The sequence below is a fragment of the Bacteroides faecis genome, from assembly GCF_020091505.1.
GTDB classification, from domain to species: domain Bacteria; phylum Bacteroidota; class Bacteroidia; order Bacteroidales; family Bacteroidaceae; genus Bacteroides; species Bacteroides faecis.
Genome location: NZ_CP081916.1, coordinates 763,768 through 784,725 on the forward strand (window position 1 = coordinate 763,768; position 20,958 = coordinate 784,725).

Sequence of the window (20,958 nt, forward strand, 5' to 3'; positions counted from 1 at the left end):
AATCTGCGGAAAGCATTATCTTTGCACGTTGCAAACCGTATCATTGCACATTGCAAGCAGTAAAATCATAAAATCACTCTATATCAATGGAAAAGAAATTCAAGAGAACCACCGTCACATCGGCACTGCCGTATGCGAACGGACCTGTACATATCGGTCACCTGGCCGGTGTATATGTACCGGCAGATATCTACGTGCGTTATCTGCGACTGAAAAAAGAAGATGTATTATTTATCGGAGGTTCGGACGAACACGGAGTACCCATCACGATTCGTGCAAAGAAAGAAGGAGTCACCCCGCAGGATGTAGTAGACCGTTACCACTATCTGATAAAGAAGTCGTTCGAAGAATTCGGCGTTTCATTCGACGTATACAGCCGCACCACCTCGAAGACGCACCATCAGCTGGCTTCGGATTTCTTTAAGACATTATACAACAAAGGAGAGTTTATCGAAAAAACTTCCGAACAATATTACGACGAAGAAGCGAAAACGTTCCTTGCCGACCGCTATATCACCGGAGAGTGCCCTCACTGCCATTCGGAAGGCGCTTATGGCGACCAATGCGAGAAATGCGGAACTTCCCTGTCGCCCACCGACCTGATCAACCCCAAAAGCGCCATCAGCGGCAGCAAGCCTGTCATGAAGGAGACCAAACACTGGTATCTTCCTCTCGACAAACACGAAGGCTGGTTGCGCCAATGGATTCTGGAAGATCACAAAGAATGGCGTCCCAACGTATACGGACAGTGCAAAAGCTGGCTCGATATGGGATTGCAGCCACGTGCCGTAAGCCGCGACCTCGACTGGGGTATTCCTGTGCCCGTTGAAGGCGCTGAAGGAAAAGTGCTGTATGTATGGTTCGATGCTCCTATCGGATATATCTCCAATACAAAGGAACTGCTTCCCGACAGTTGGGAAACATGGTGGAAAGATCCCGAAACCCGCCTGCTCCATTTCATCGGAAAAGACAACATCGTGTTCCACTGCATCGTATTCCCTGCCATGCTGAAAGCAGAAGGCAGCTATATCCTGCCGGACAACGTTCCGAGCAACGAATTCCTGAATCTGGAAGGAGACAAGATTTCGACTTCCCGCAACTGGGCAGTATGGTTGCACGAATATCTGGAAGACTTCCCCGGCAAGCAAGACGTGCTCCGTTATGTGCTGACTGCCAATGCCCCGGAAACGAAAGACAACGACTTTACCTGGAAAGACTTCCAGGCACGCAACAACAATGAACTGGTAGCCGTATACGGCAACTTCGTAAACCGTGCCATGGTACTGACCCAGAAATACTTCGACAGCAAAGTACCCGCACAAGGCAATTTGACAGAGTACGACAAAGAAACGCTGAAAGAATTTGCCGACGTGAAAGCAGAAGTAGAAAAACTGCTCGACGTATTCAAATTCCGCGATGCGCAGAAAGAAGCGATGAATCTGGCACGCATCGGCAACAAGTACCTTGCCGACACCGAACCTTGGAAACTGGCTAAGACCGACATGGAACGTGTAGGTACCATTCTGAACATCTCGCTGCAACTGGTTGCCAACCTCGCCATCGCTTTCGAACCGTTCCTGCCTTTCAGCTCGGAGAAACTCCGCAAGATGCTGAACATGGAAACTTTCGAATGGGCAGAACTGGGCAGAAACGACCTGCTACCGATAGGCCATCAACTGAACAAGGCAGAACTCCTGTTTGAAAAAATAGAAGACAGCGTGATCGAAGCACAGGTACAGAAACTGCTCGATACCAAGAAAGCCAACGAAGAAGCCAACTACAAGGCAAATCCGATTCGTCCGAACATCGAATTTGACGACTTCACGAAACTGGATATCCGCGTAGGTACCATCCTCGAATGCCAGAAAGTGCCGAAAGCCGACAAGCTGCTGCAATTCAAGATTGACGACGGACTGGAAACACGTACCATCGTATCGGGTATCGCAAAGCATTACCAGCCGGAAGAACTGGTAGGCAAACAGGTTTGCTTTATCGCCAACCTCGCACCGCGCAAGCTGAAAGGTATCGTCAGCGAAGGCATGATTCTGAGTGCCGAAAACAACGACGGTAGCCTGGCAGTGATCATGCCTCAGAAAGAGGTGAAGCCGGGTAGCGAAGTAAAATAAGCGATAAGCTAATACACCATCAACAAATGAGGAATGGAAGGATGGGATGTGTCAAAAACCAGTAGTCACTAAACTCTCCTCCCTTCGGGAAGGAGGGGAGTTTCAGATACTACCAACTTTTTAGTCATTCCCGACTGGGAATGTCGCTACTAACTTTTGGCACACCCTCCTTCACCGATTATAATAATATGAGTGAAGAACAGTCACTGAAACAAAAGACAGCCAAAGGGCTATTTTGGGGAGGACTTAGCAGCAGCATACAGCAACTATTAGGACTTCTTTTCGGAATAGTACTGGGAAGATTACTGGACCGTTCCGATTATGGTATGATCGGCATGCTGGCCATCTTTCCTGCCATCGCTTCCGCTCTACAGGAAAGCGGTCTTGTGGCAGCGCTGGCCAACCGCGAGAAGGTCAGCGATAAAGACTACAATGCTGTATTCTGGTTCAGTACCTCCTGTGGCGCCACCCTGTACGTCCTGCTCTATTTTTCAGCTCCTCTGATTGCTGACTTTTACGACACCCCGGAGCTAACGTCACTGGCCCGTTTTTCTTTCCTCAGCTTTTTTATAGCCAGTTTCGGAATTGCTCCGCGAGCTATCCTCTTCCGCAACCTGAAAGTGAAAGAAAATACCATCATTTCCCTTTCAAGCCTGTTCGTCTCCGGAATGGTCGCCATCATTCTTGCCGCGAACGGATTTGCCTATTGGGGCATAGCGATACAAACGATGGTTTTTGTCCTCATAGGCACTATGCTCAACTGGTACTTTGCCCACTGGAAACCCAGTTTCCGCATCGACTTCTCGCCTATCAAAGAGATGTTCGGATTCAGCAGCAAAATGCTGATTACCCAAATCTTTATCATCATTAATCAAAACCTGTTCTCAGTCCTGCTAGGTAAGTTCTATACCAAGCAAGAGGTCGGAGACTTTAGCCAGGCCAACAACTGGAACAATAAGGGGCACGCCCTCATCACCGGAATGATCAACGGAGTCACCCAGCCTGTACTGGCAAGTGTAGCCAATGATCCGCAGCGTCAGGCGGCTGTATTCCATAAGATGCTGCGATTCACAGCCTTTATCTCTTTCCCCGCCATGTTCGGGCTCAGCCTTATTGCCAAAGAATTTATTCTGATTACCATCACGGACAAATGGCTCGCTTCCGCCCGGATCATGCAGCTGCTCTGTATATGGGGAGCTTTTATCCCGGTCAACAATCTGTTCTCTTTATTACTGGTCAGCCGCGGACGTTCTTCCGTCTTCATGTTCAACAGTATCGCACTAAGCGTGCTGCAACTGATCACTGCCTGCATCAGCTATCCTTATGGCATCACTACCATGATTTATCTGTTTGTCGCTATCAATATCCTGTGGATGTTCGTCTGGTACCTCTTTGCCCGAAGGGAAATTCCGCTGACCCTGTGGAGCATACTGAAAGATATCGCTCCGTACTTTCTGCTGGCAGCTTCGCTGACCATCGCCGCCCATTACATTACGCTGGGCATCACCAGCCTGTATCTGTCACTTGCCATCAAAGTTGTTTTCGTGGCTTCTCTATACGCACTTGTTTTGTGGAAAATGCAATCAGTCATTTTCAATGAATGTATTCAGTTCATTAAAAAGAAAAAGATATCATGACGACACCTACCAATTACATAGCGACCTGGTTCTACAAAGAATCCAAAGAAGATGCCAGTTTCTATCCGCAGGCAGGCAAACGGGGAGATTCCGCCCTCGTCCATTCCATATATATGCAGATACAAGTACCGTTTTTCACCACCTTCAGGCATTATCATCCGAATGACAAGCTGCTTTTCTTCAGCAATCTGGATCAGTTTCCCGATTATCTGGAGCGGCTATTCAAGGAGTTACAGATTGAAACCGTCTGTTTGCCCTACCTCTGCATCCCGCCCGAGGGATGGTACGGAGCATGGAGAAATCAGTTCTACCTGTATGACATCCTGCGCTATATGGAGAAAAGAATGCAGGCAGACGATACATTGCTCGTCTGCGACGCGGACTGTCTCTGCATGCGTCCGCTGGAGCAGCTTTTCAGCGATACCCGGAAACATGGCTCCGCCCTGTACGACGCATCCGACCGACCGGACCTCAGCGTAAACGGAATCACGCTAAAGGAAATGACGGACATCTATAACCACTGTTACGGAGAAGCGAAGAATCCAGAAATAAAAGAGGAACTTGTCCATTACTACGGAGGAGAATTTATCTCGCTGCGGGGAGATGTAGTGGCACAAATCAATGAAGCATATTCCGCCCTGTGGAATTACAACCTCGAACGCTTTGCCGCCAACCGACCCAAGCTGAACGAGGAAGCCCACTTCCTGAGCGTAGTGGCGACAAAGCTCCACATCCACAATAATATCGCCAATCAATACGTCAAACGTCTCTGGACCTATCCCAAATACAATACGGTAGAAAAAGGAGACGAGCAACTGGCAGTGTGGCACCTTCCCTATGAGAAAAAAAGGGGATTATATCTGCTGTACAAACACTTTGTGAACCACCCTACTTTCGACGATGAAGAGGCATTCCGCAAGAAAGCTTCCGCTTACACCGGCGTGCCCACCGTTACTCTGGGGAAACGTATCCGTGACTTCTACACCATTCTTCTTCTAAAAATAAAAGACAAATGCATATACTGATACTTCCTATGTACTATCCTGAGAAGGATTCCTCTCCACACCGGGGATATATGTTCTTCGAGCAGGCTATGCAACTGGTTAAATCGGGCTGCAAGACAGGGCTTGCCTTTACAGAGCAAAGACCCCTGAAAAACTTCACATGGAAACGGTTCCGCAAAGAAAGCCATTTTCAGATTTCGGCGGAAGATAACGGCAGTTTCGTCACCATGCGCATGCATGCCTGGAACCCGAAGCTAAGTACCCGTACAGGAGGAATCATCTGGTCATTACTGACCGTCCTGCTAGTACGGAAATACATCCGCACACAGGGGCGTCCCGACCTGATTCACGCACATTTTGCCACGTGGGCGGGGTATACCGCCCGGCTGATTTACAAATGGTACAAGATTCCCTACGTCATCACGGAGCACGCATCTTCCATTAATGGTAATCAGACAACTCCGTCGCAGGCAGTGATCTTAAAGAAGTCATACAGCGAAGCACGAAAGATTATCTGCGTCGGCACAAAACTGAAACGAAGCCTCTACCCTTATATCAACGACCTGGATAAAGTGACGGTTATACCCAACTTTGTAGATACGAGCACCTTCAAGTTCAGCCTCCATCAGACGGAGAAAGAGAAGCATTTCACCTTCATCAGTACCGGAAACCTGAATAAACGGAAAGGATTCCGGGATTTGCTGGTTGCCTTTCACCGGACATTCAAAGAAATGCCGCATGTCTCTTTGCTTATTGCCGGAGACGGAGAAGAAATGCAGTCACTCACGGAGCAGATTCAGTCCCTTCAGTTGCAAGGGCAGGTAAAGCTGACCGGTCGCCTGTCACGGGAAGAGCTGTCCGAACTGCTGGGCACTTGCGACGCTTTTGTACTGGCCTCCTATGCAGAGACGTTCGGCATTGTCTTTATCGAAGCGATGGCAACAGGTCTGCCAGCTATCGGCACCGAATGCGGAGGACCGGAAGATATTATCACTCCCGAAAGCGGTTTCCTCATTCAGCCGGGAGATGTGGAGGCTCTCGCCGGGAAAATGAAAGCATTGTACGATACCTATGAGCAGTTCGACAAAAAGAAAATCCGTCAGTCCATTGTCAACCGTTTCGATTTTCAGTTGGCGGGACAGAAGTTACTGCAAGTTTATTCAGAAGCATTGAAATCATGAAAGTTAGCGTCATTGATTGTTCAGTATCAGGCCATCGGGAGACGTACTATAAACAGTTTGCCCACACTTGGGCCGGCATGGGTAACGAAACGTCGCTCATCGCTCCCGACGGGAAACATATACAGGCTACGGTCACCTTTCAGCCCATTTCGGCGCATCCGCTGCTGCCGCTTCCTGCCGGGAAACCGTTGCAGAAGAAGCTGGTTGTATTGCGTAATGCAATGATTCGTTTGCAAAACTTATACAGGCTGCGCCGGAGCCTTAAACGGCAGCATCCCGATCTGGTATTCTTCGCCTGCCTCGACGATATGTTGCCTACCCTGGCTCCATTATGGCTATTCAATCTTCTGTTGCCTTACCAGTGGAGCGGGCTGCTTGTTCAGTCAGCCCTGCCGCCCTACCAGCCGGGGATGCCCGATACACGGCCTTTCCTGCGCAGCAAGAATTGCGTGGGGACAGGTATACTGAACGAATACTCGGCAAAAGACCTGAAAGCATTTCAGGACAACATTCTGCTGTTTCCTGACTTTGCCGATCTTTCGGCTCCCGCCACCACTTACCCGTTGCTACAAGAACTGAAAGAGAAGGCTCAAGGAAGGAAAGTCGTATCATTGCTCGGTTCAATCAATTTCCGCAAGGGAATAAAGCTGTTGCTGGAAAGCATCCCTTTACTGCCCGAAGAAGACTACTTCTTCCTGATTGCCGGAAAATCCTCTCTCACCGCACAACAGGAAAACGATCTGCAGACTTTTGAAAAGTCAAGAAGTAATTGTCTGTTTTCTTTAGAGAAGATTCCCGATGAAAGCTGCTTCAATGCCCTGATAGCGGAGAGCGATCTTATCTTTGCCGCATACAAGCAGTTCACCGGCAGCAGTAACCTGCTGACCAAAGCAGCCGCCTTCCGCAAACCGGTCATCGTCAGCCGTGGCTTCTGCATGGGACAAAGAGTGGAACAGTACGGCACAGGCCAGACCACCGGAGAAGACAATGCCGGAGAATGCAGCGCAGCTATCCGTTCGCTGTGTAGCGAAGCAAAGACACCCCTCCACGCTTTCGACCGATACGCCCACGAACACACTGTGGAGAAACTAATCACATGTTTTAATCAAATCAGCAAGCATATACAATGAAAGTACTTTTTACATTCGGAGGAATCCCCCACTACCTGAATGCCATGCTCAACAGACTACAGGCAAAAGGAATCGAAATAACCGTCGTCAGCCCCCAAAAAGGAAACACAACGATTGGCAAAGGGGTGAAAATGGTAGAAGGAGGCGCCTACAAGCATCTGACAACGCCGGAAAAGAAGTTGTTCTACGGAAAAAGCGCTTTTCCCGCACTCCCCGAAATCATTGCGGAAGAAAAACCGGATATAGTAGTGGTAGGATGGCCCTACTTCCTGCAAGTTTTCTTCCAGCCTGCACTGAGAAAAGCGATCAAGTCTTGCAACGCCAGACTGGTGATTCGCGAAATCCCCTTCCAGACTCCGCCTTACGGAAAGATCAGGGAATATTTCAAGGCCAACCCGATGCACGACGAAGGTATGCGTCTGCTCAGCAAGGGTACCGGATTTTATCTGAGACAATGGGTAACGACCCAGATACGTAAGTACTGCTACGCCAAGGCTGCCGGAACGCTGAACTACTCGACAGCCGCCTACGATATCCTTCCTTCTTACGGAGTAAAGAAAGAACAGATACACGTCACCTACAATTCGACCGATACGGATGCGCTTCTCAAAGAAAAAGAATCCGTACTGGCTTCTCCCTCCATCCTTCCGCCGTGCGACCGCCGCCTGCTGCACATCGGACGGCTGGTAAAATGGAAACGGGTGGATTTATTGATAGAGGCTTTCCGGAAAGTAGCAGCCGACTATCCGGAAGCGGAATTGGTGATCGTAGGCGACGGACCGGAACTGGACCGCCTCAAGCAACAGGCAAGCGACTTGCAATTGGCAGACCGTATCCGCTTTATCGGAGCCGTCTACGATCCGAAGATGCTGGGAGCTTATATGAACGAATCGAGTATCTATGTGCTGGCGGGTATGGGAGGACTTTCGATCAATGACGCCATGACGTACGGGATGCCTGTTCTTTGTGCCGTATGCGACAGCACGGAACGCGACCTGGTCATGGAAGGCAGAAACGGATACTTCTTTAAGGACGGAGATGCCGACAGCCTGGCAGAAAGAATCAGAGAGATGTTCGAATCTCCCGAACGTTGCAGAGAAATGGGAAAAGAATCGGAACGGATCATCCGGGAAAAGATTAATATGGAAACGGTCAGCAAACGCTACCTGAAAGCTTTTCAGGAGATCATTTCCCAATAACAGACTCATTTCCCGGTCTTGGCTGTATCCGTACAATCGGGCTTCATCCGTACAATTGAGCTGCCTCATTCCTCTTTCGCATTCCGGTAATGAGCCGGAGAGGTTCCCAGATGCGTCTTTACGTACTTACCGAAAAAGGACTGGTTGGGGAAATTGAATTCTTCCGCTATTTCCTTGATGGACTTCTCCGAACGCTTTAGCCGGTACTTGATATGCTCAATGGTCGTTTCATTAATCAAGTCCAGCGGAGTTCTGCCACACGCCTGCTTGATGACTTTCGAAAAATGCTTCGGAGTATAGCACAGCACGTCGGCATAATAGCTCACTGAGCGGTGCATGCCCTTGTCTTCCGATAACAGTTCCATGAATTTCCGCATGATACAATTTACCTGCTTGATCCCTTCTTTCGAATGCTCCGCCTTCTCGGAACACTCGAATTCCTTATGAAGCTGCCCCATCATCTCGCAAAAGAGAGCGGAAAAGAGATATTGCATCACCTCCCTGTGATAGTGGTGATGTTCATCGTTTATCTTCGCCACAATTAAATCGCGGTAGCATCCGAAAACGGAATCGTCCTCCTCCCCTTTACCTACAGACTTTACCGGATTGTTGTGGATATGAGCGGCAGTATTCCACGTTTTCTTTTCCATCTTAATAATACGTTGCAGAAAGCGGGTAGAGAAACCTGCAAGCCTCACCTTATATTTAGGACTCAGCATCGTATGACTGATAACCGTATTCGGAAGACCGAGCAGCAAGTCACCCGCCTGCAACTTATAAGTCCGGTAGTTGATGTCCAGCTGAAGGCACCCTTCCACACAGATAGCAATGAGAAAACAGTTCAGCCTGATTGTCTCATTACTATGAGGGATTCCATCCAGACTGTTGATGATCGCAAAGTCATCATCTATATAATCAAGGACATGCTGGCTGTTCTTAAAGTCTTCAATATCCACGGTCACAATGTTCTCTTTTTCCATATACTCTCCTTTTTTACTTTCTGCAAAGTTGGTAAATAATAGGGAAAACAGAATGTCCCAAATCCCTTTATAATTGTTTGATATGTCTTTTATCTGCAAATAGTTAGCTAAAATAAGCATAAACCACGAAAACGGGACATTTATAGAGGAAAATCGAGCATCATTGCCTTGTTCTTTTCTCCTACTTTTGTTCCGATTTTAATAAAAGACAAAAAGAGTAAGTATGATTACAGTGAACAAAAAATGGATACGGCTGATAGGGATTGTCGGTTGTACAGTGTGGATGGCATCTTGCAAGCAGGCACCGGATGCAGGAGTGAAATCTTCTTATGCAGTAATGCGGATAGAGACAGCGGACAAAGAACTTTCTTCCTCCTATTCGGCGAGCATACGCGGACGGCAGGATATTGACATCTACCCGCAGGTATCGGGAACAATCGAGAAACTCTGTGTGACCGAAGGGCAGAAAGTACGCCGGGGACAGCCGCTTTTCATCATCGACCAGGTGCCTTACAGGGCTGCACTCAAAACCGCTACCGCCAATGTGGAAGCGGCACGCGCTGCAATGAGCACAGCCGAACTGACGTACCAAAGCAACAAAGAACTGTATGCGCAAAAAGTGGTTTCGGAATTCAGCCTGAAGACAGCCGAAAATTCTTATCTCACCGCCAAGGCGCAACTGGCACAAGCGGAAGCTCAGGAAATAAGTGCACGCAACAACCTCTCTTATACCGAAGTGAAAAGTCCCAGTGACGGAGTCGTAGGTGCATTGCCTTACCGTGCAGGTGCATTGGTCAGTGCCAACCTGCCTTATCCGCTCACTACGGTCAGCGACAATTCGGACATGTACGTCTATTTCTCCATGACCGAGAACCAGCTGCTTGCCCTGACCCGTTAGTACGGCGACATGGACGAAGCGCTAAAGAACATGCCGGAAGTGGAACTGCTTCTGAACGACAATTCGGTTTATAATAAGAAAGGAATCATCGAGTCCATCAGTGGAGTCATCGACCGACAGACGGGCACCGTAGTAGCCCGCGTGGTATTTCCCAACGAATCGCGGTTACTCCACAGCGGAGCATCGGGTACGGTAGTAGTGCCCAACATCTATAAAGACTGTATCGCCATTCCGCAGACAGCCACCGTGCGGATACATGAATCGGCTGTATCGCAGATGGAAGCGACCTATTATCAGGTTCAGAGTTCCGTCCTCGACTTACAGCAGCAGATCAATCAGGTAGAAAACAGTCTCGCTTTATTGCTGGCAGAGACACCCCGCAACTACGAACGCGGAACGCTGGCGGAGCAACAGTTTCCCACAGATTTTGCCATAGGGATTCCGGTCCGGATGCTTTCTTCCCGCCCCGATGTCCGCACAGCTGAACGGACACTGGAAGCAGCGTTCTATGGTACCAATGCGGCACGTTCGGCTTTCTATCCTTCCATCGCCCTGAGCGGGAGTGCCGGATGGACGAATTCTGTAGGGTCTATGATTCTCAATCCGGGCAAGTTTGTAGCATCAGCAGTGGGTTCGCTCACACAGCCGCTCTTCAACAGAGGACAAGTGGTGGCCCAGTACCGCATTGCCCGTGCACAGCAGGAAGAAGCTGCCCTCGGCTTCCAGCAAACGCTGCTCAATGCCGGCAGTGAAGTGAATGATGCGCTGACAGCCTATCAGACCAGCCAAGGGAAAAGAATCTTGCTGGACAAACAGGTCGCTTCTCTGAAAACAGCGGTGCGAAGCACTTCCCTGTTGATGGAACATAGCAATACGACTTATCTGGAAGTACTTACTGCCCGACAGTCATTGCTCAGTGCACAACTGTCACAGACAGCCAATCATTTTACCGAAATACAAAGTCTAATTAACCTATACCGTGCTCTAGGGGGAGGTCAGGAATAAAGTATATCTTACTCTCTCTGTTTTTTTGATTCTCAATGAAGAAGGGCTGCCGAAGAAGGGATTCTTTGGCAGCCCAATTTTGATATTGGAGATTCTTAAGATTAGTCATCATAGAAAAAGTTACAAATTAGAAGTTAAAACATCTATTATGGGGATATATGCATTTGAAAATTAAGCAGATTCTATTGTCATCTGTCAGGTTTTAGTGATTAAAATGCTGCAATACAGTTATTTGTGTCATGACAATAAGCCTGATAATAAGGCTGACAATAGAAAAACAGGCGTTTTATTGTCAGCCTCTTTTTTCAATTCTGATAGGATGCATCAATGAGTTCCCTTATTCTTGCGAATCTTGAAGAGGATAAATGACAGGGTGGATGTTTTTACTTGCTCATCTGTAGAAAGCTGTTGTTTCGTGTTTATGGAATTGTCGTTTCCTTGCTTGGAACTGTTGTTTCTTCTATTGGAAACGGTTGTGCCAAAGGCTTGGCACAGCTGTGCCACCGTATTGGCACGGTTGTGTCACTACGTTGGCACAACTGTTTTACCGGTATGGCACAACGACTTTGATTAGTTGTCATAAGCAAAGTGAGCGCTCAAAAAATGCAAAGAGAAAGAGAGGATATTTAAATCGCAGGATTTATCTTTGGGTAATGGGCTGACAATAAAACACCTGTTTTCTATTGTCAGCCTTATTATCAGGCTTATTGTCATGACACAAATAACTGTATTACAATATTTTAACCACTAAAGTCTGACAGATGACAATAGAATGCCCTAAAACTTTTATGTAGAAGTTACTCAGTCCCGCTGATTTCTATATGAAATAGGAGATCAATCCGAAGCTCCGGTTGTTTTCAGTTTGTTTCTTTCCGCACGGAAATGAACAAAATTATAAATTGAGAATTAGGCACGGATTACACGGATTTCACGGTTTTAGTGCTATGATTACGTAAAACAACCGTGTTAATCCGTGTAATCCGTGCCTAAATATATTCTTTTCCGTACCGAATTTGCCTCAAATCTGTTCGCTTTTTATTTAATTAAATAAAAATAGATAATGATAATAGCTAATATAATCAGAGGTATACCTTTTATGCCTCTTTTCGTTATAAACATATTTAAAGCAAATGCTAATATTGCAGTCAAACCTAGAATATTACTTTTAGGTAATCCAACTGCTACCCCATTCGCTATAGCAGTGCAAATTATAGCAGCAAAAAAACAGATATCATCTTTATCTTTAAACGGATTCTTAAAACACATAATTTAATATTTATCCGAATCAGTATTTGATTCCTTAGTTAAAAATTAGAGTAATTAATGCAATGGCAATTTTTCCCATCGTATGTAGCAGCAGTCCCGATGTAGATCTGACTTTCATCGCTCTTTGAATATTTGTTTTTTCATTCAACCAGTTGAATAATGATTCAATGGGTTGTCTGACTTTTGAGACTGCCGTTGAAAACAAGTCTCTTGCCGCTTTCTCCCTTTTTGTTATTTCAGGTGATTCTCCTTTGATAGCTTTTACAGGAGTAAATAGCTCGAGTTTTTGAGATTCTTTCGTCTCTTTATAGAATGGTATATCCGAATATATTTTATCGGCATATATTTCTCTATTGTTCAGATTTCCCACACATTCTCTTTTGAATACAGTGGAGTCATTTTCATCAGCAGCGGAAAGTATGAGCATTTCAGGAAAAGGTATAGTTCCTTTTCTACGGAAAGCCACTGCATGGAGTTTTAGTCCGAAATAATACATGTTCTTTGTCGAACAATATCCTTTGGAAGTAATCTCAGTGGCGACCTTTCCTACTGTGTTCTTTCCCGCGCAAGTAATGATAGGCATCGAGTCAACTAATGATTTCATACTGTCACAATCTTGAGGTTTGAATGAATGGATTAACTGCCTGACGAGTTCGCTGATTGCTTCCGGCATCAAATTCAATCTATAATTGAATACTTGGTAAGAAGGCAAGTCAGGGAACCATGAAAGCAGGTATTCCTTGGTAAAGGTATGTATATCTTTGATTTTAAAGTATTGCTGATAAGCTCCGCAGAACAGACATACAGTAAGCAGTTCCTCATCGGTAAAGATTGGATGGTGGTTATTACTGAACCTCTGGCAGTAGAACTTGAGTGAAGACTCGTAAACATCCGCAGATATACATATATATTTTTATAAGTTTGAATTCTTTCTCCTTGGGAATCATAATTAGAACAATGAGTGGTTTTATTCTTATAATATGCTGATTTTCAATGAGATTAAAAAACTAATTAATGAGATAGGTAACTGAATAATAACATTTTAACAAGCGAAAAAGTAGATGATTATCAACTGCTGATTCGCATCATTTATTAATAATATGAACAAGTTACTATTTGCATGAACAAAAGTTTGTCTATATAAAGGTAAGAGATTTAAGCGCATTTAAATATTCAAACATAAAATTATGTTATATTATTAGTCATTTATTATAATTTCATAAAATTTCTATTTATATTTCATTAATTTGCAGTGTTAAATTTTGCAATATAAACTATACCATAATGGACAAGAGCGAAAGATATGATTCAGATTGGAGAATGATTGAAAACTTATTTCGATCATATTATAGCATGCTACGCTCTTATGCATTTCGATTGGTTAACGATTTCTGTTTAGCAGAAGATATTGTACAGGATGTGTTCATGTCATTGTGGAATAACCGTAATAATATAGACTTTGACAGTGAACTAAAACCCTATCTTTTCAGAGCCATATATAATAAATCCTTAGATTATCTGAAAAGTAAAAAATGTACAGAAGAAGAATCCTTAGACACTATAATAGCCCGGCTTGAGCTTTCGCATCATTCAAATGAAAATCATGAAGAAACTCTTTTCGCAAAAGAAATTCAACAGGAAATAGTCAATTATTTAAAAGGGCAGCCTGAAAATGTGAGAAAAGTTTTTGTATTGAGCCGTTATCATGGGCTAAAGATTAAAGAGATAGCCAGGCAATTAGAACTTTCTCAAAAAACGGTGGAAAAGTACCTTTCCAGGGTACTCAAAGGTTTGAAGGAATGTTTAATATATAAAGAGTTATTGTCTTTTTTACTTATTTTTTCTTTCTTCATGGATTTTTTCTCAAAATAAATCCGTTTTTGAGGAGGGTATTTCCGGTTTTATTCGTGTAACTAATATAGAGCAATTGTACATATGATAAACAACAAATTAAATATTGATGAAATAATTATACGTTACTTAGACGGAACTGCTACGGATTCCGATAAAGAACAGTTGCTTACATGGCTAAAGGAGTCAGATAAAAATCTGCATAGTTACTCTGAGTTTCGTGATGTATGGTTCGCAAGCCAATCAAATTCATCCGTTCATTCTGATATGGAAAAGGCACTCAAGCGCTTGGAGAAACGGATAAAAGGAAAAGAATCAGAAAAAAAAATAAATATAGTCTCTCCCTATAATTTTTATAAGACAGCAAGAGTAGCGGCGTTCTTTACGTTACTATTTATAATAGGAATAACGTTCTACCATATCGGTAGGAATGTGACAAAAAAAGATATTCTCATTTTGAATCACTTGATAACCGATTCAGGGAGTAAGAGACGTTTTGTTTTACCGGATAGCACTATTGTCTGGCTGAATTCAAATTCAAAACTCGAATATCCGACTACTTTTTCTGAATCTTCACGTGAAATCAGTTTAGAAGGAGAAGCATATTTTGAAGTAAGTCATGATGTGAACAAGCCCTTCCACGTACATGCCGGAGATATGGATATTGAAGTATTGGGTACTCATTTTTCTGTAGAGAATTATCCCGACAAGAAAGGCGTGGAAGCTGTGTTGGCAGAAGGTCGAATCAAGGTTACAGGTTCAGAAATACCCGTTCCATTAGTGTTGGAGCCCGGAGAATTGATTAGATATGACAAAAGCAACAAGCAGACTGTTGTAAAAAAAGTAGATGCAGAGAATTATATCAGTTGGATACAGAATGAATTGACTTTCGATAATGCAAAATTGGCAGATATCGTTATGAATCTAAAAAAATGGTATTCGATTGATATAGAATGTGATTCCTCTATCGGACAAAACTTATCCATGTCATTCACTCTTCATAAGGGCGAAGATTTGGATGAAATATTGAAAGCGATGACATTAATTATCCCTGTACGATATTATTGGAAAGATAATGTTTTAAACATTGTCTCAGTAAAATAAAGTAAGTATTAACCCTTTAAATCAGAAAAACTATGTAGAAACAAAAGAAAAAAATAGGTAAATGTTTGCCCATCTACCTATTTCCGATTTCATTAATCACGCTTCTAGCCGGAAGCGAAATAATTAACATTAAATCTATTACAAAGGTATGAATAAATTTGAATGGAGGAATATTTCATCCTCTTTCTTAACAGGAAGAAATATTCATTTGCTAAAACTAGTATTTCCTGTAATACTTTTGCTTGTCAGTGGGAGCCTTTTAGCCCAAACGACCCGGATTAGTTTAAAAGCTAATCAGAAAACTCTGAAAGAAGTGTTGAAAACTATTGAACAAAAGAGCGAATATACTTTTTTTTATAAAGACGCGGATTGTGACGTAAACAAAAAAATCTCGATTAACGTAGAAAACGAGCCTATCAGTGCCATTCTCAAGAAAATTTTGCCGGGTAGCAAGTGGGTGGTAGAAAATAAGAAAATAATTCTTATGCCCGCTCAGGAGAATAAGCAGAAAGTTCAAGAGAATGGAAAGCTTCAAACGATAAAAGGTACAATCACGGACAATAATGGAGAAGCGCTGATAGGAGTAAACGTGACAGTCCAAGGAACTACAATAGGTATGATTTCAGATATAGACGGAAATTTCAGCTTGGACGTTCCGGTAGGGAAATCCCTTCTATTTTCTTATGTGGGTTATATGCCTCAGACTGTAAAAATAGGCAATAACAAAATAATCAATGTCACCATGCAGGAAGACAGCAAGACATTGGAAGAGATTGTCATCGTAGGATATGGTACGCAGAAGAAGGTCAATCTTACAGGCGCCATTTCAAGCATCGATTCGAAAGTTCTGGAAAGTCGCCCCCTTACCAATTTGGGGCAAGGATTGCAAGGTTTGATCCCGAACCTTCAGATAACGAATAATGGTGGTGGCCGGCCGGGTAGCACCTCCTCCTACAACGTCCGCGGTTATACCTCCTTGAGCGGCGGTGGTCCGTTGGTCTTGGTTGACGGGGTTCAAATGGACCCTAACCAGATTAATCCAAGTGACGTGGAGTCGGTAACAGTCTTGAAGGATGCCTCCTCGGCTGCTATTTATGGGGGACGTGCAGCCTATGGCGTCGTTTTAATCACTACGAAAAAGGGGAAAAAGAATGCCCCGATGCGATTCAATTACTCCTACGACTACTCCATCACGAGACCGACCCGCCTTCCCGATCTTGTCAACTCTCTGCAATTCGTGGATATGTATCGCGCGGCCGCCGAAAGCGGAAGACTATCGGGAGGACCTGCCGGAAGCGAAACCTATACGGATCTGGACATCGAGAAGATCAAAAATTACATGGCGAACCCGACTCTGGAGAATGCAGTTTATGTCGACCCGAACAATCCGAACCAATATAGATATTGCGGGAACACGAACTGGACAAAGGAGATGTATCCCGGCACCGCCCCACAACAACAACACAATCTATCCATAAACGGAGGCACCGAGAAGACGACTTATATGGCCTCGTTCTCAGCTTTCAAGCAAAACGGATTGATGCCCGACTATATCAAGCAAGAGTTCAAACGTTACAACGCCACCTTGAACTTGGATACAGAAGTCACCAGTTGGCTGGAAATCAACATGAAAATGTCACTGAACCGGAAGGAAGACGATCAGCCTATTAAACTGTGGGGCACCAATACAATCGACACCTTCTCTGACGACTTGAAACCGATGCAACCGGTTTATTTCCCAGACGGACATTTCTCCGGACAGGGCGGAAATAGCAACCCTTTGGCGATTGCTACCCTTGGCGGACGAAGCACCTACAATTCAGATGACATCTGGATGACAGGAGGATTCACCCTCCGTCCATTCAAAGGTCTCAGTATTGTCGGCGATTACACCTGGAACTCCTACCGCTACAATAGCAAATTCAATCAGAAAGAATTCGATCAGTACGGAGCACCTGCCGCGGGAGCAGACATTACCGATCCGGAGCAGGCGAATGCCACAGGCAAGTATCCGTACACCTCACCGGCGTCAGTATCCGAAAGTAGTAGCCACGATGTCTACCAAGCCACAAACATCTATGCGCAATACGAAAACACTTTGGCCCAAAAACATTATGTGAAGGGGATGGTTGGTTTTAACCAGGAAAGCAAACGGAACGAGTCGTTCAGCGCAGGTGTTAAAAATCTGGTAAACCAAGACTATCCCTACATCCGGCTGAACAACGACGATAAGCCAAGCGTTTCGAGCAGCATAGGGGATTGGGCATTGATTGGAGTCTTTTTCCGGTTAAATTATGTATACGACCAGAAATACCTGATTGAATTCAACGGACGTTACGATGGGTCCTCACGTTTCGCCCGGGACAACCGATATGTATTCAGCCCATCCGTTTCGGTAGGATACCGTATTTCGGAGGAGAAGTTCTTCCAACCTTTGCGTTCAGTGATCGATAATCTCAAAATCCGTCTCTCCTACGGTCAGCTTCCGAATCAGCAGTTAAATAGCAATTATGGTAACTATCCCTACTTAGCGACGATGGGGTACGGAAAAACCGGCTATCTTTTTGGAAACGAGTCTCAACTCTTTGTGAACGCCCCGGGGTTGGTCAGCCCGAACTTTACATGGGAGAAAGTGCAAACAAAGAATATCGGGTTCGACTTTACCTTATTGCGCAACCGCCTGTCCGGTAGTTTCGATTATTACATCCGAGATACCAAAGATATGATTGTAGGCGGATTCAAGCTACCGGCAATCTTAGGAACAGGTTCGCCCAATAGAAACGCTGCGGATCTGCGGACGAAAGGATTCGAGTTTGAAGTGAGTTGGAACGACCGTATCGGAAAAGACTTCACCTACCGTGTAGGATTCAACTTGTCAGACAGTCAGGCGAAAATCACGAAGTATGACCTGAATCCAGACGGTAATATCGGCGACCATTATGTAGGCGAAAAGATTGGTGAAATCTGGGGATTTGTAACCGACGGATTCTACTCTACAGACGAGGAAGCCGCAGGCGTGGACAACAGTGATATCTGGGGTGGCAAATGGCTGGCCGGTGATGTCCGATATAAGAATCTGAACGGTGACAAGACAGCAGATGGAAAGGATATCATCAGCAAAGGGCATAGCAAGTTACAGGACCCGGGCGACCGAAAAATCATCGGTAACAATACCGCACGCTATAACTATGGTATCAGCTTGAGTGCCGAATACAAGAACTTCGACTTCTCTTGTTTGATGCAGGGGGTAGGTAAAAGAGATCTCATGTTAGGCGGAGCTTATTTCTGGGGATTTACCGATGAATGGAGAACACCGACCACAGAACAGTTGGATTACTGGACACCCGACAACCCGAATGCCTATTATCCGAGACAACGTTTCGGAGGAGGAGGAAACTTCCAAAGCCAGACCAAGTATTTGCAGAACGGCGCTTATATGCGTATGAAGCAATTAACCTTAGGTTACAGCATCCCGAAAGCATTGCTGAGCAAAGTGAGAATCAACAGCCTGCGGTTCTACTTCACAGGACAAAACCTGTTCGAGTTCACGAAGATGATCAAGTCATACGATCCCGAACAACCAGACAGGAAGGGAGACTATCCGTTAGACAGGGCGTTCTCCTTCGGCGTACAAGTTAGTTTATAACCTAAAAAAATGAGAAAAATGAAATACCTTATACAATCGATTTTGGTGGCGGTAACGTTGTTGACGGTTAGTTGCAACGATTATCTGGATCGTTTCCCTAAGGATTCGTTCAGCGAGCCGACCTTCTTTAAAACGGAGAACGACCTGATCTATTATGCCAATCAGTTCTATGGCAGTTTACCCGTACAGCGAATGGATAATGACAACAATTCCGATAATATGGTCCCTCAGAATATCAACACATTCCTTGCCGGAACGTATACTGTTCCCGGGAGCGGAGGGGGTTGGGCTTCAGGCGACTGGGCTAACATCCGTAGTTGTAATTACTTTTTAGAACACTATTCAAGAGCGGAGACCTCGTTCAAAGAACGGTATGCCGGAGAAGTTCGCTTCTTCCGGGCTTTGTTCTATTGGTATAAAGTCGTTAATTTCGGTGATGTGCCGTTACTTCTCAAAGCGTTGGATGACAACTCGGAAGAGTTGTACGGTCCGCGGGAAAAACGGGAGAAAGTAATGGATGAGGTGGTATTGGAAGACCTGAAATTCGCCGTCGCCAACCTTCCCGAGAAAAACCAGGCGGCAGCCGGACGTTTGCATAAGGATGCAGCCCGCGCGTTGATGTCACGCATTTGCTTATGGGAAGGAACTTACAGGAAATACCGCAACATAGAAGGCGCCGATACATATCTTGATGCCTGCGTGAAAGCATCTGAGGAATTAATGGACGCAGGATACGACATTTACTCCACCGGAAATACAGACGAGGATTACAGGAACCTGTTCATCCAGAAAGACCTGAGGTCGAACCCCGAAGCTATTTTCTACAGGGCATACATTACGGATAAGAATACCCATAATTATACCCGTCAAGCCAGCGAAAACAATACCGGCATGAGCAAAGACTTCGTGGACAGCTATCTGTTTTTGGACGACGGGAAACCTATCGGACTTACCAGCCATCCTTATGACGACTCGACTCCCGCAAAAGAGTGCGAAGGCAGAGACCCGCGTTATACGCAAACTATAGCGACTCCGGGATTTATCATGACGCTTCCGGATTTAGCAGTAAATCTGCCTGCCATTGGTACCTCCAGAACCTCCACAGGATACTGGAACATCAAGGGACGTTCCAGTGATCTTGCTCAATTCAACGCCGATAAGAGTGATTTGGATCTCTTCATCTTCCGCTATGCCGAAGTGTTGTTGAACTACGCCGAAGCGAAATATGAACTGACAGGAAGCCTGACAATAGCAGAATTGGATAAATCCATCAACCTGATCCGGGACCGTGTCGGGATGCCACATCTCACAACGAATCCAGATGCAGACCCCAATGCTGTGAATTACGGCTACACTGTGGCTCCGCTGCTGTATGAGATTCGCCGCGAGCGTCGGATTGAGCTAGTCGGTGAAGGATTCCGCTTCAATGACATTATCCGTTGGAAAGCGGGCAAACTGATTGAAGGCGTGAAGACAATACGCGGTATGAAACTGACTGATGAGTTGCGTTCCCAATATGCTGACCCTTCTTCCTTGAATAACATCGCTGTGGACGATGACTATTATATCATTGTTTATCCAAGCATCGCCACTACCAGGAAATGGAATGATAAATCGTATTTGTACCCGCTTCCGACCGACGAGAAAGACCGGTGTCATTACGAGCAAAATCCGGGTTGGAATTAGTTTTTAATTCAAGTTTCGCACCCCCCCTATTCCATATCAGGGATTCGTGGTAGGTATATTCAAGGGATATGCCTGTGGGAATAAGGTAAACTCTTTTTTTTCACCTACCACCTCCCCTACAGTTTCTCCTCCTTCCAGAAGGAGGAGAAACTATGCGGAATACTTGCGAAACTTGATTTTTTCTGATAAAAAAAGACAAGGGTATCATTTAAAAGTGATACTTTTGTTCTATATCCTCAACCAAT

Annotated in this window: 13 protein-coding genes and 2 pseudogenes; 13 read left to right on the forward strand and 2 right to left on the reverse strand. The window is 45.1% G+C overall.

Going from position 1 to position 20,958, the window contains the following annotated elements; genetic code table 11:
- The first annotated feature begins 86 nt into the window (after positions 1-86).
- The 6 genes from metG to K6V30_RS03590 all read left to right on the forward strand — a co-directional run bounded on the left by metG (position 87) and on the right by K6V30_RS03590 (position 8,277).
- Entirely contained in the window at positions 87-2,126 is a 2,040-nt protein-coding gene (gene metG / locus K6V30_RS03565; RefSeq protein ID WP_055270928.1) for a methionine--tRNA ligase, read from the forward strand.
- A gap of 188 nt (positions 2,127-2,314) precedes the next feature.
- Entirely contained in the window at positions 2,315-3,763 is a 1,449-nt protein-coding gene (locus K6V30_RS03570; RefSeq protein WP_055270930.1) for a lipopolysaccharide biosynthesis protein, read from the forward strand.
- Positions 3,760-4,788 carry a hypothetical protein gene (locus K6V30_RS03575; RefSeq protein ID WP_055270932.1) on the forward strand — a complete coding sequence of 343 codons (1,029 nt, stop codon included), beginning with the start codon at positions 3,760-3,762 and terminating at the stop codon, positions 4,786-4,788. The genes K6V30_RS03570 and K6V30_RS03575 overlap by 4 nt, the downstream gene beginning before the upstream one ends.
- Positions 4,776-5,948 (forward strand): glycosyltransferase family 4 protein, encoded by a 1,173-nt coding sequence (locus tag K6V30_RS03580; protein ID WP_055270934.1) that lies wholly within the window; start codon positions 4,776-4,778, stop codon positions 5,946-5,948. Before K6V30_RS03575 ends, K6V30_RS03580 begins: the two co-directional genes overlap by 13 nt.
- Entirely contained in the window at positions 5,945-7,078 is a 1,134-nt protein-coding gene (locus tag K6V30_RS03585) for a glycosyltransferase (RefSeq protein ID WP_055270936.1), read from the forward strand. Before K6V30_RS03580 ends, K6V30_RS03585 begins: the two co-directional genes overlap by 4 nt.
- A complete protein-coding gene (locus tag K6V30_RS03590) occupies positions 7,075-8,277 on the forward strand; it encodes a glycosyltransferase family 4 protein (RefSeq protein ID WP_022300816.1) in 1,203 nt (400 codons plus the stop codon). The genes K6V30_RS03585 and K6V30_RS03590 overlap by 4 nt, the downstream gene beginning before the upstream one ends.
- Before the next feature lie 65 nt (positions 8,278-8,342).
- On the opposite strand, the gene K6V30_RS03595 is transcribed toward K6V30_RS03590, so the two are convergent.
- Complete coding sequence (locus K6V30_RS03595; protein WP_055270957.1) at positions 8,343-9,257, reverse strand: helix-turn-helix domain-containing protein; 915 nt, start codon at positions 9,255-9,257, stop codon at positions 8,343-8,345.
- A gap of 223 nt (positions 9,258-9,480) precedes the next feature.
- On the opposite strand from K6V30_RS03595, the pseudogene K6V30_RS03600 reads away from it, so the two are divergent.
- From K6V30_RS03600 to K6V30_RS03610, 3 genes and pseudogenes are all read left to right on the forward strand, one after another.
- A pseudogene (locus tag K6V30_RS03600) lies at positions 9,481-10,425 on the forward strand (efflux RND transporter periplasmic adaptor subunit); the annotation flags it as partial.
- Positions 10,411-11,160 (forward strand): annotated as a pseudogene (locus K6V30_RS03605) (TolC family protein); the annotation flags it as partial. The pseudogenes K6V30_RS03600 and K6V30_RS03605, both read left to right, overlap by 15 nt.
- 1,060 nt (positions 11,161-12,220) lie before the next feature.
- The gene (locus K6V30_RS03610; RefSeq protein ID WP_141758156.1) at positions 12,221-12,433 is read left to right on the forward strand and encodes a hypothetical protein; all 213 of its coding nucleotides are present in this window, start codon (positions 12,221-12,223) and stop codon (positions 12,431-12,433) included.
- A gap of 27 nt (positions 12,434-12,460) precedes the next feature.
- Here K6V30_RS03610 and K6V30_RS03615 read toward each other — a convergent pair whose 3' ends face one another.
- Entirely contained in the window at positions 12,461-13,030 is a 570-nt protein-coding gene (locus K6V30_RS03615; RefSeq protein ID WP_224207252.1) for a transposase, read from the reverse strand.
- Between the two features lie 680 nt (positions 13,031-13,710).
- On the opposite strand from K6V30_RS03615, the gene K6V30_RS03620 reads away from it, so the two are divergent.
- The 4 genes from K6V30_RS03620 to K6V30_RS03635 all read left to right on the forward strand — a co-directional run bounded on the left by K6V30_RS03620 (position 13,711) and on the right by K6V30_RS03635 (position 20,713).
- Complete coding sequence (locus K6V30_RS03620; protein WP_022301652.1) at positions 13,711-14,298, forward strand: RNA polymerase sigma-70 factor; 588 nt, start codon at positions 13,711-13,713, stop codon at positions 14,296-14,298.
- Between the two features lie 63 nt (positions 14,299-14,361).
- On the forward strand, positions 14,362-15,381 hold the full coding sequence (locus K6V30_RS03625; protein ID WP_022301651.1) for a FecR family protein: 1,020 nt from the start codon (positions 14,362-14,364) through the stop codon (positions 15,379-15,381).
- 313 nt (positions 15,382-15,694) lie between these two features.
- On the forward strand, positions 15,695-19,027 hold the full coding sequence (locus tag K6V30_RS03630) for a TonB-dependent receptor (protein WP_224207253.1): 3,333 nt from the start codon (positions 15,695-15,697) through the stop codon (positions 19,025-19,027).
- An 18-nt stretch (positions 19,028-19,045) separates the two neighbouring features.
- Positions 19,046-20,713, forward strand: a complete 1,668-nt coding sequence (locus K6V30_RS03635; protein WP_010535753.1) for a RagB/SusD family nutrient uptake outer membrane protein — start codon at positions 19,046-19,048, stop codon at positions 20,711-20,713.
- The last annotated feature ends 245 nt before the right edge of the window (positions 20,714-20,958 follow it).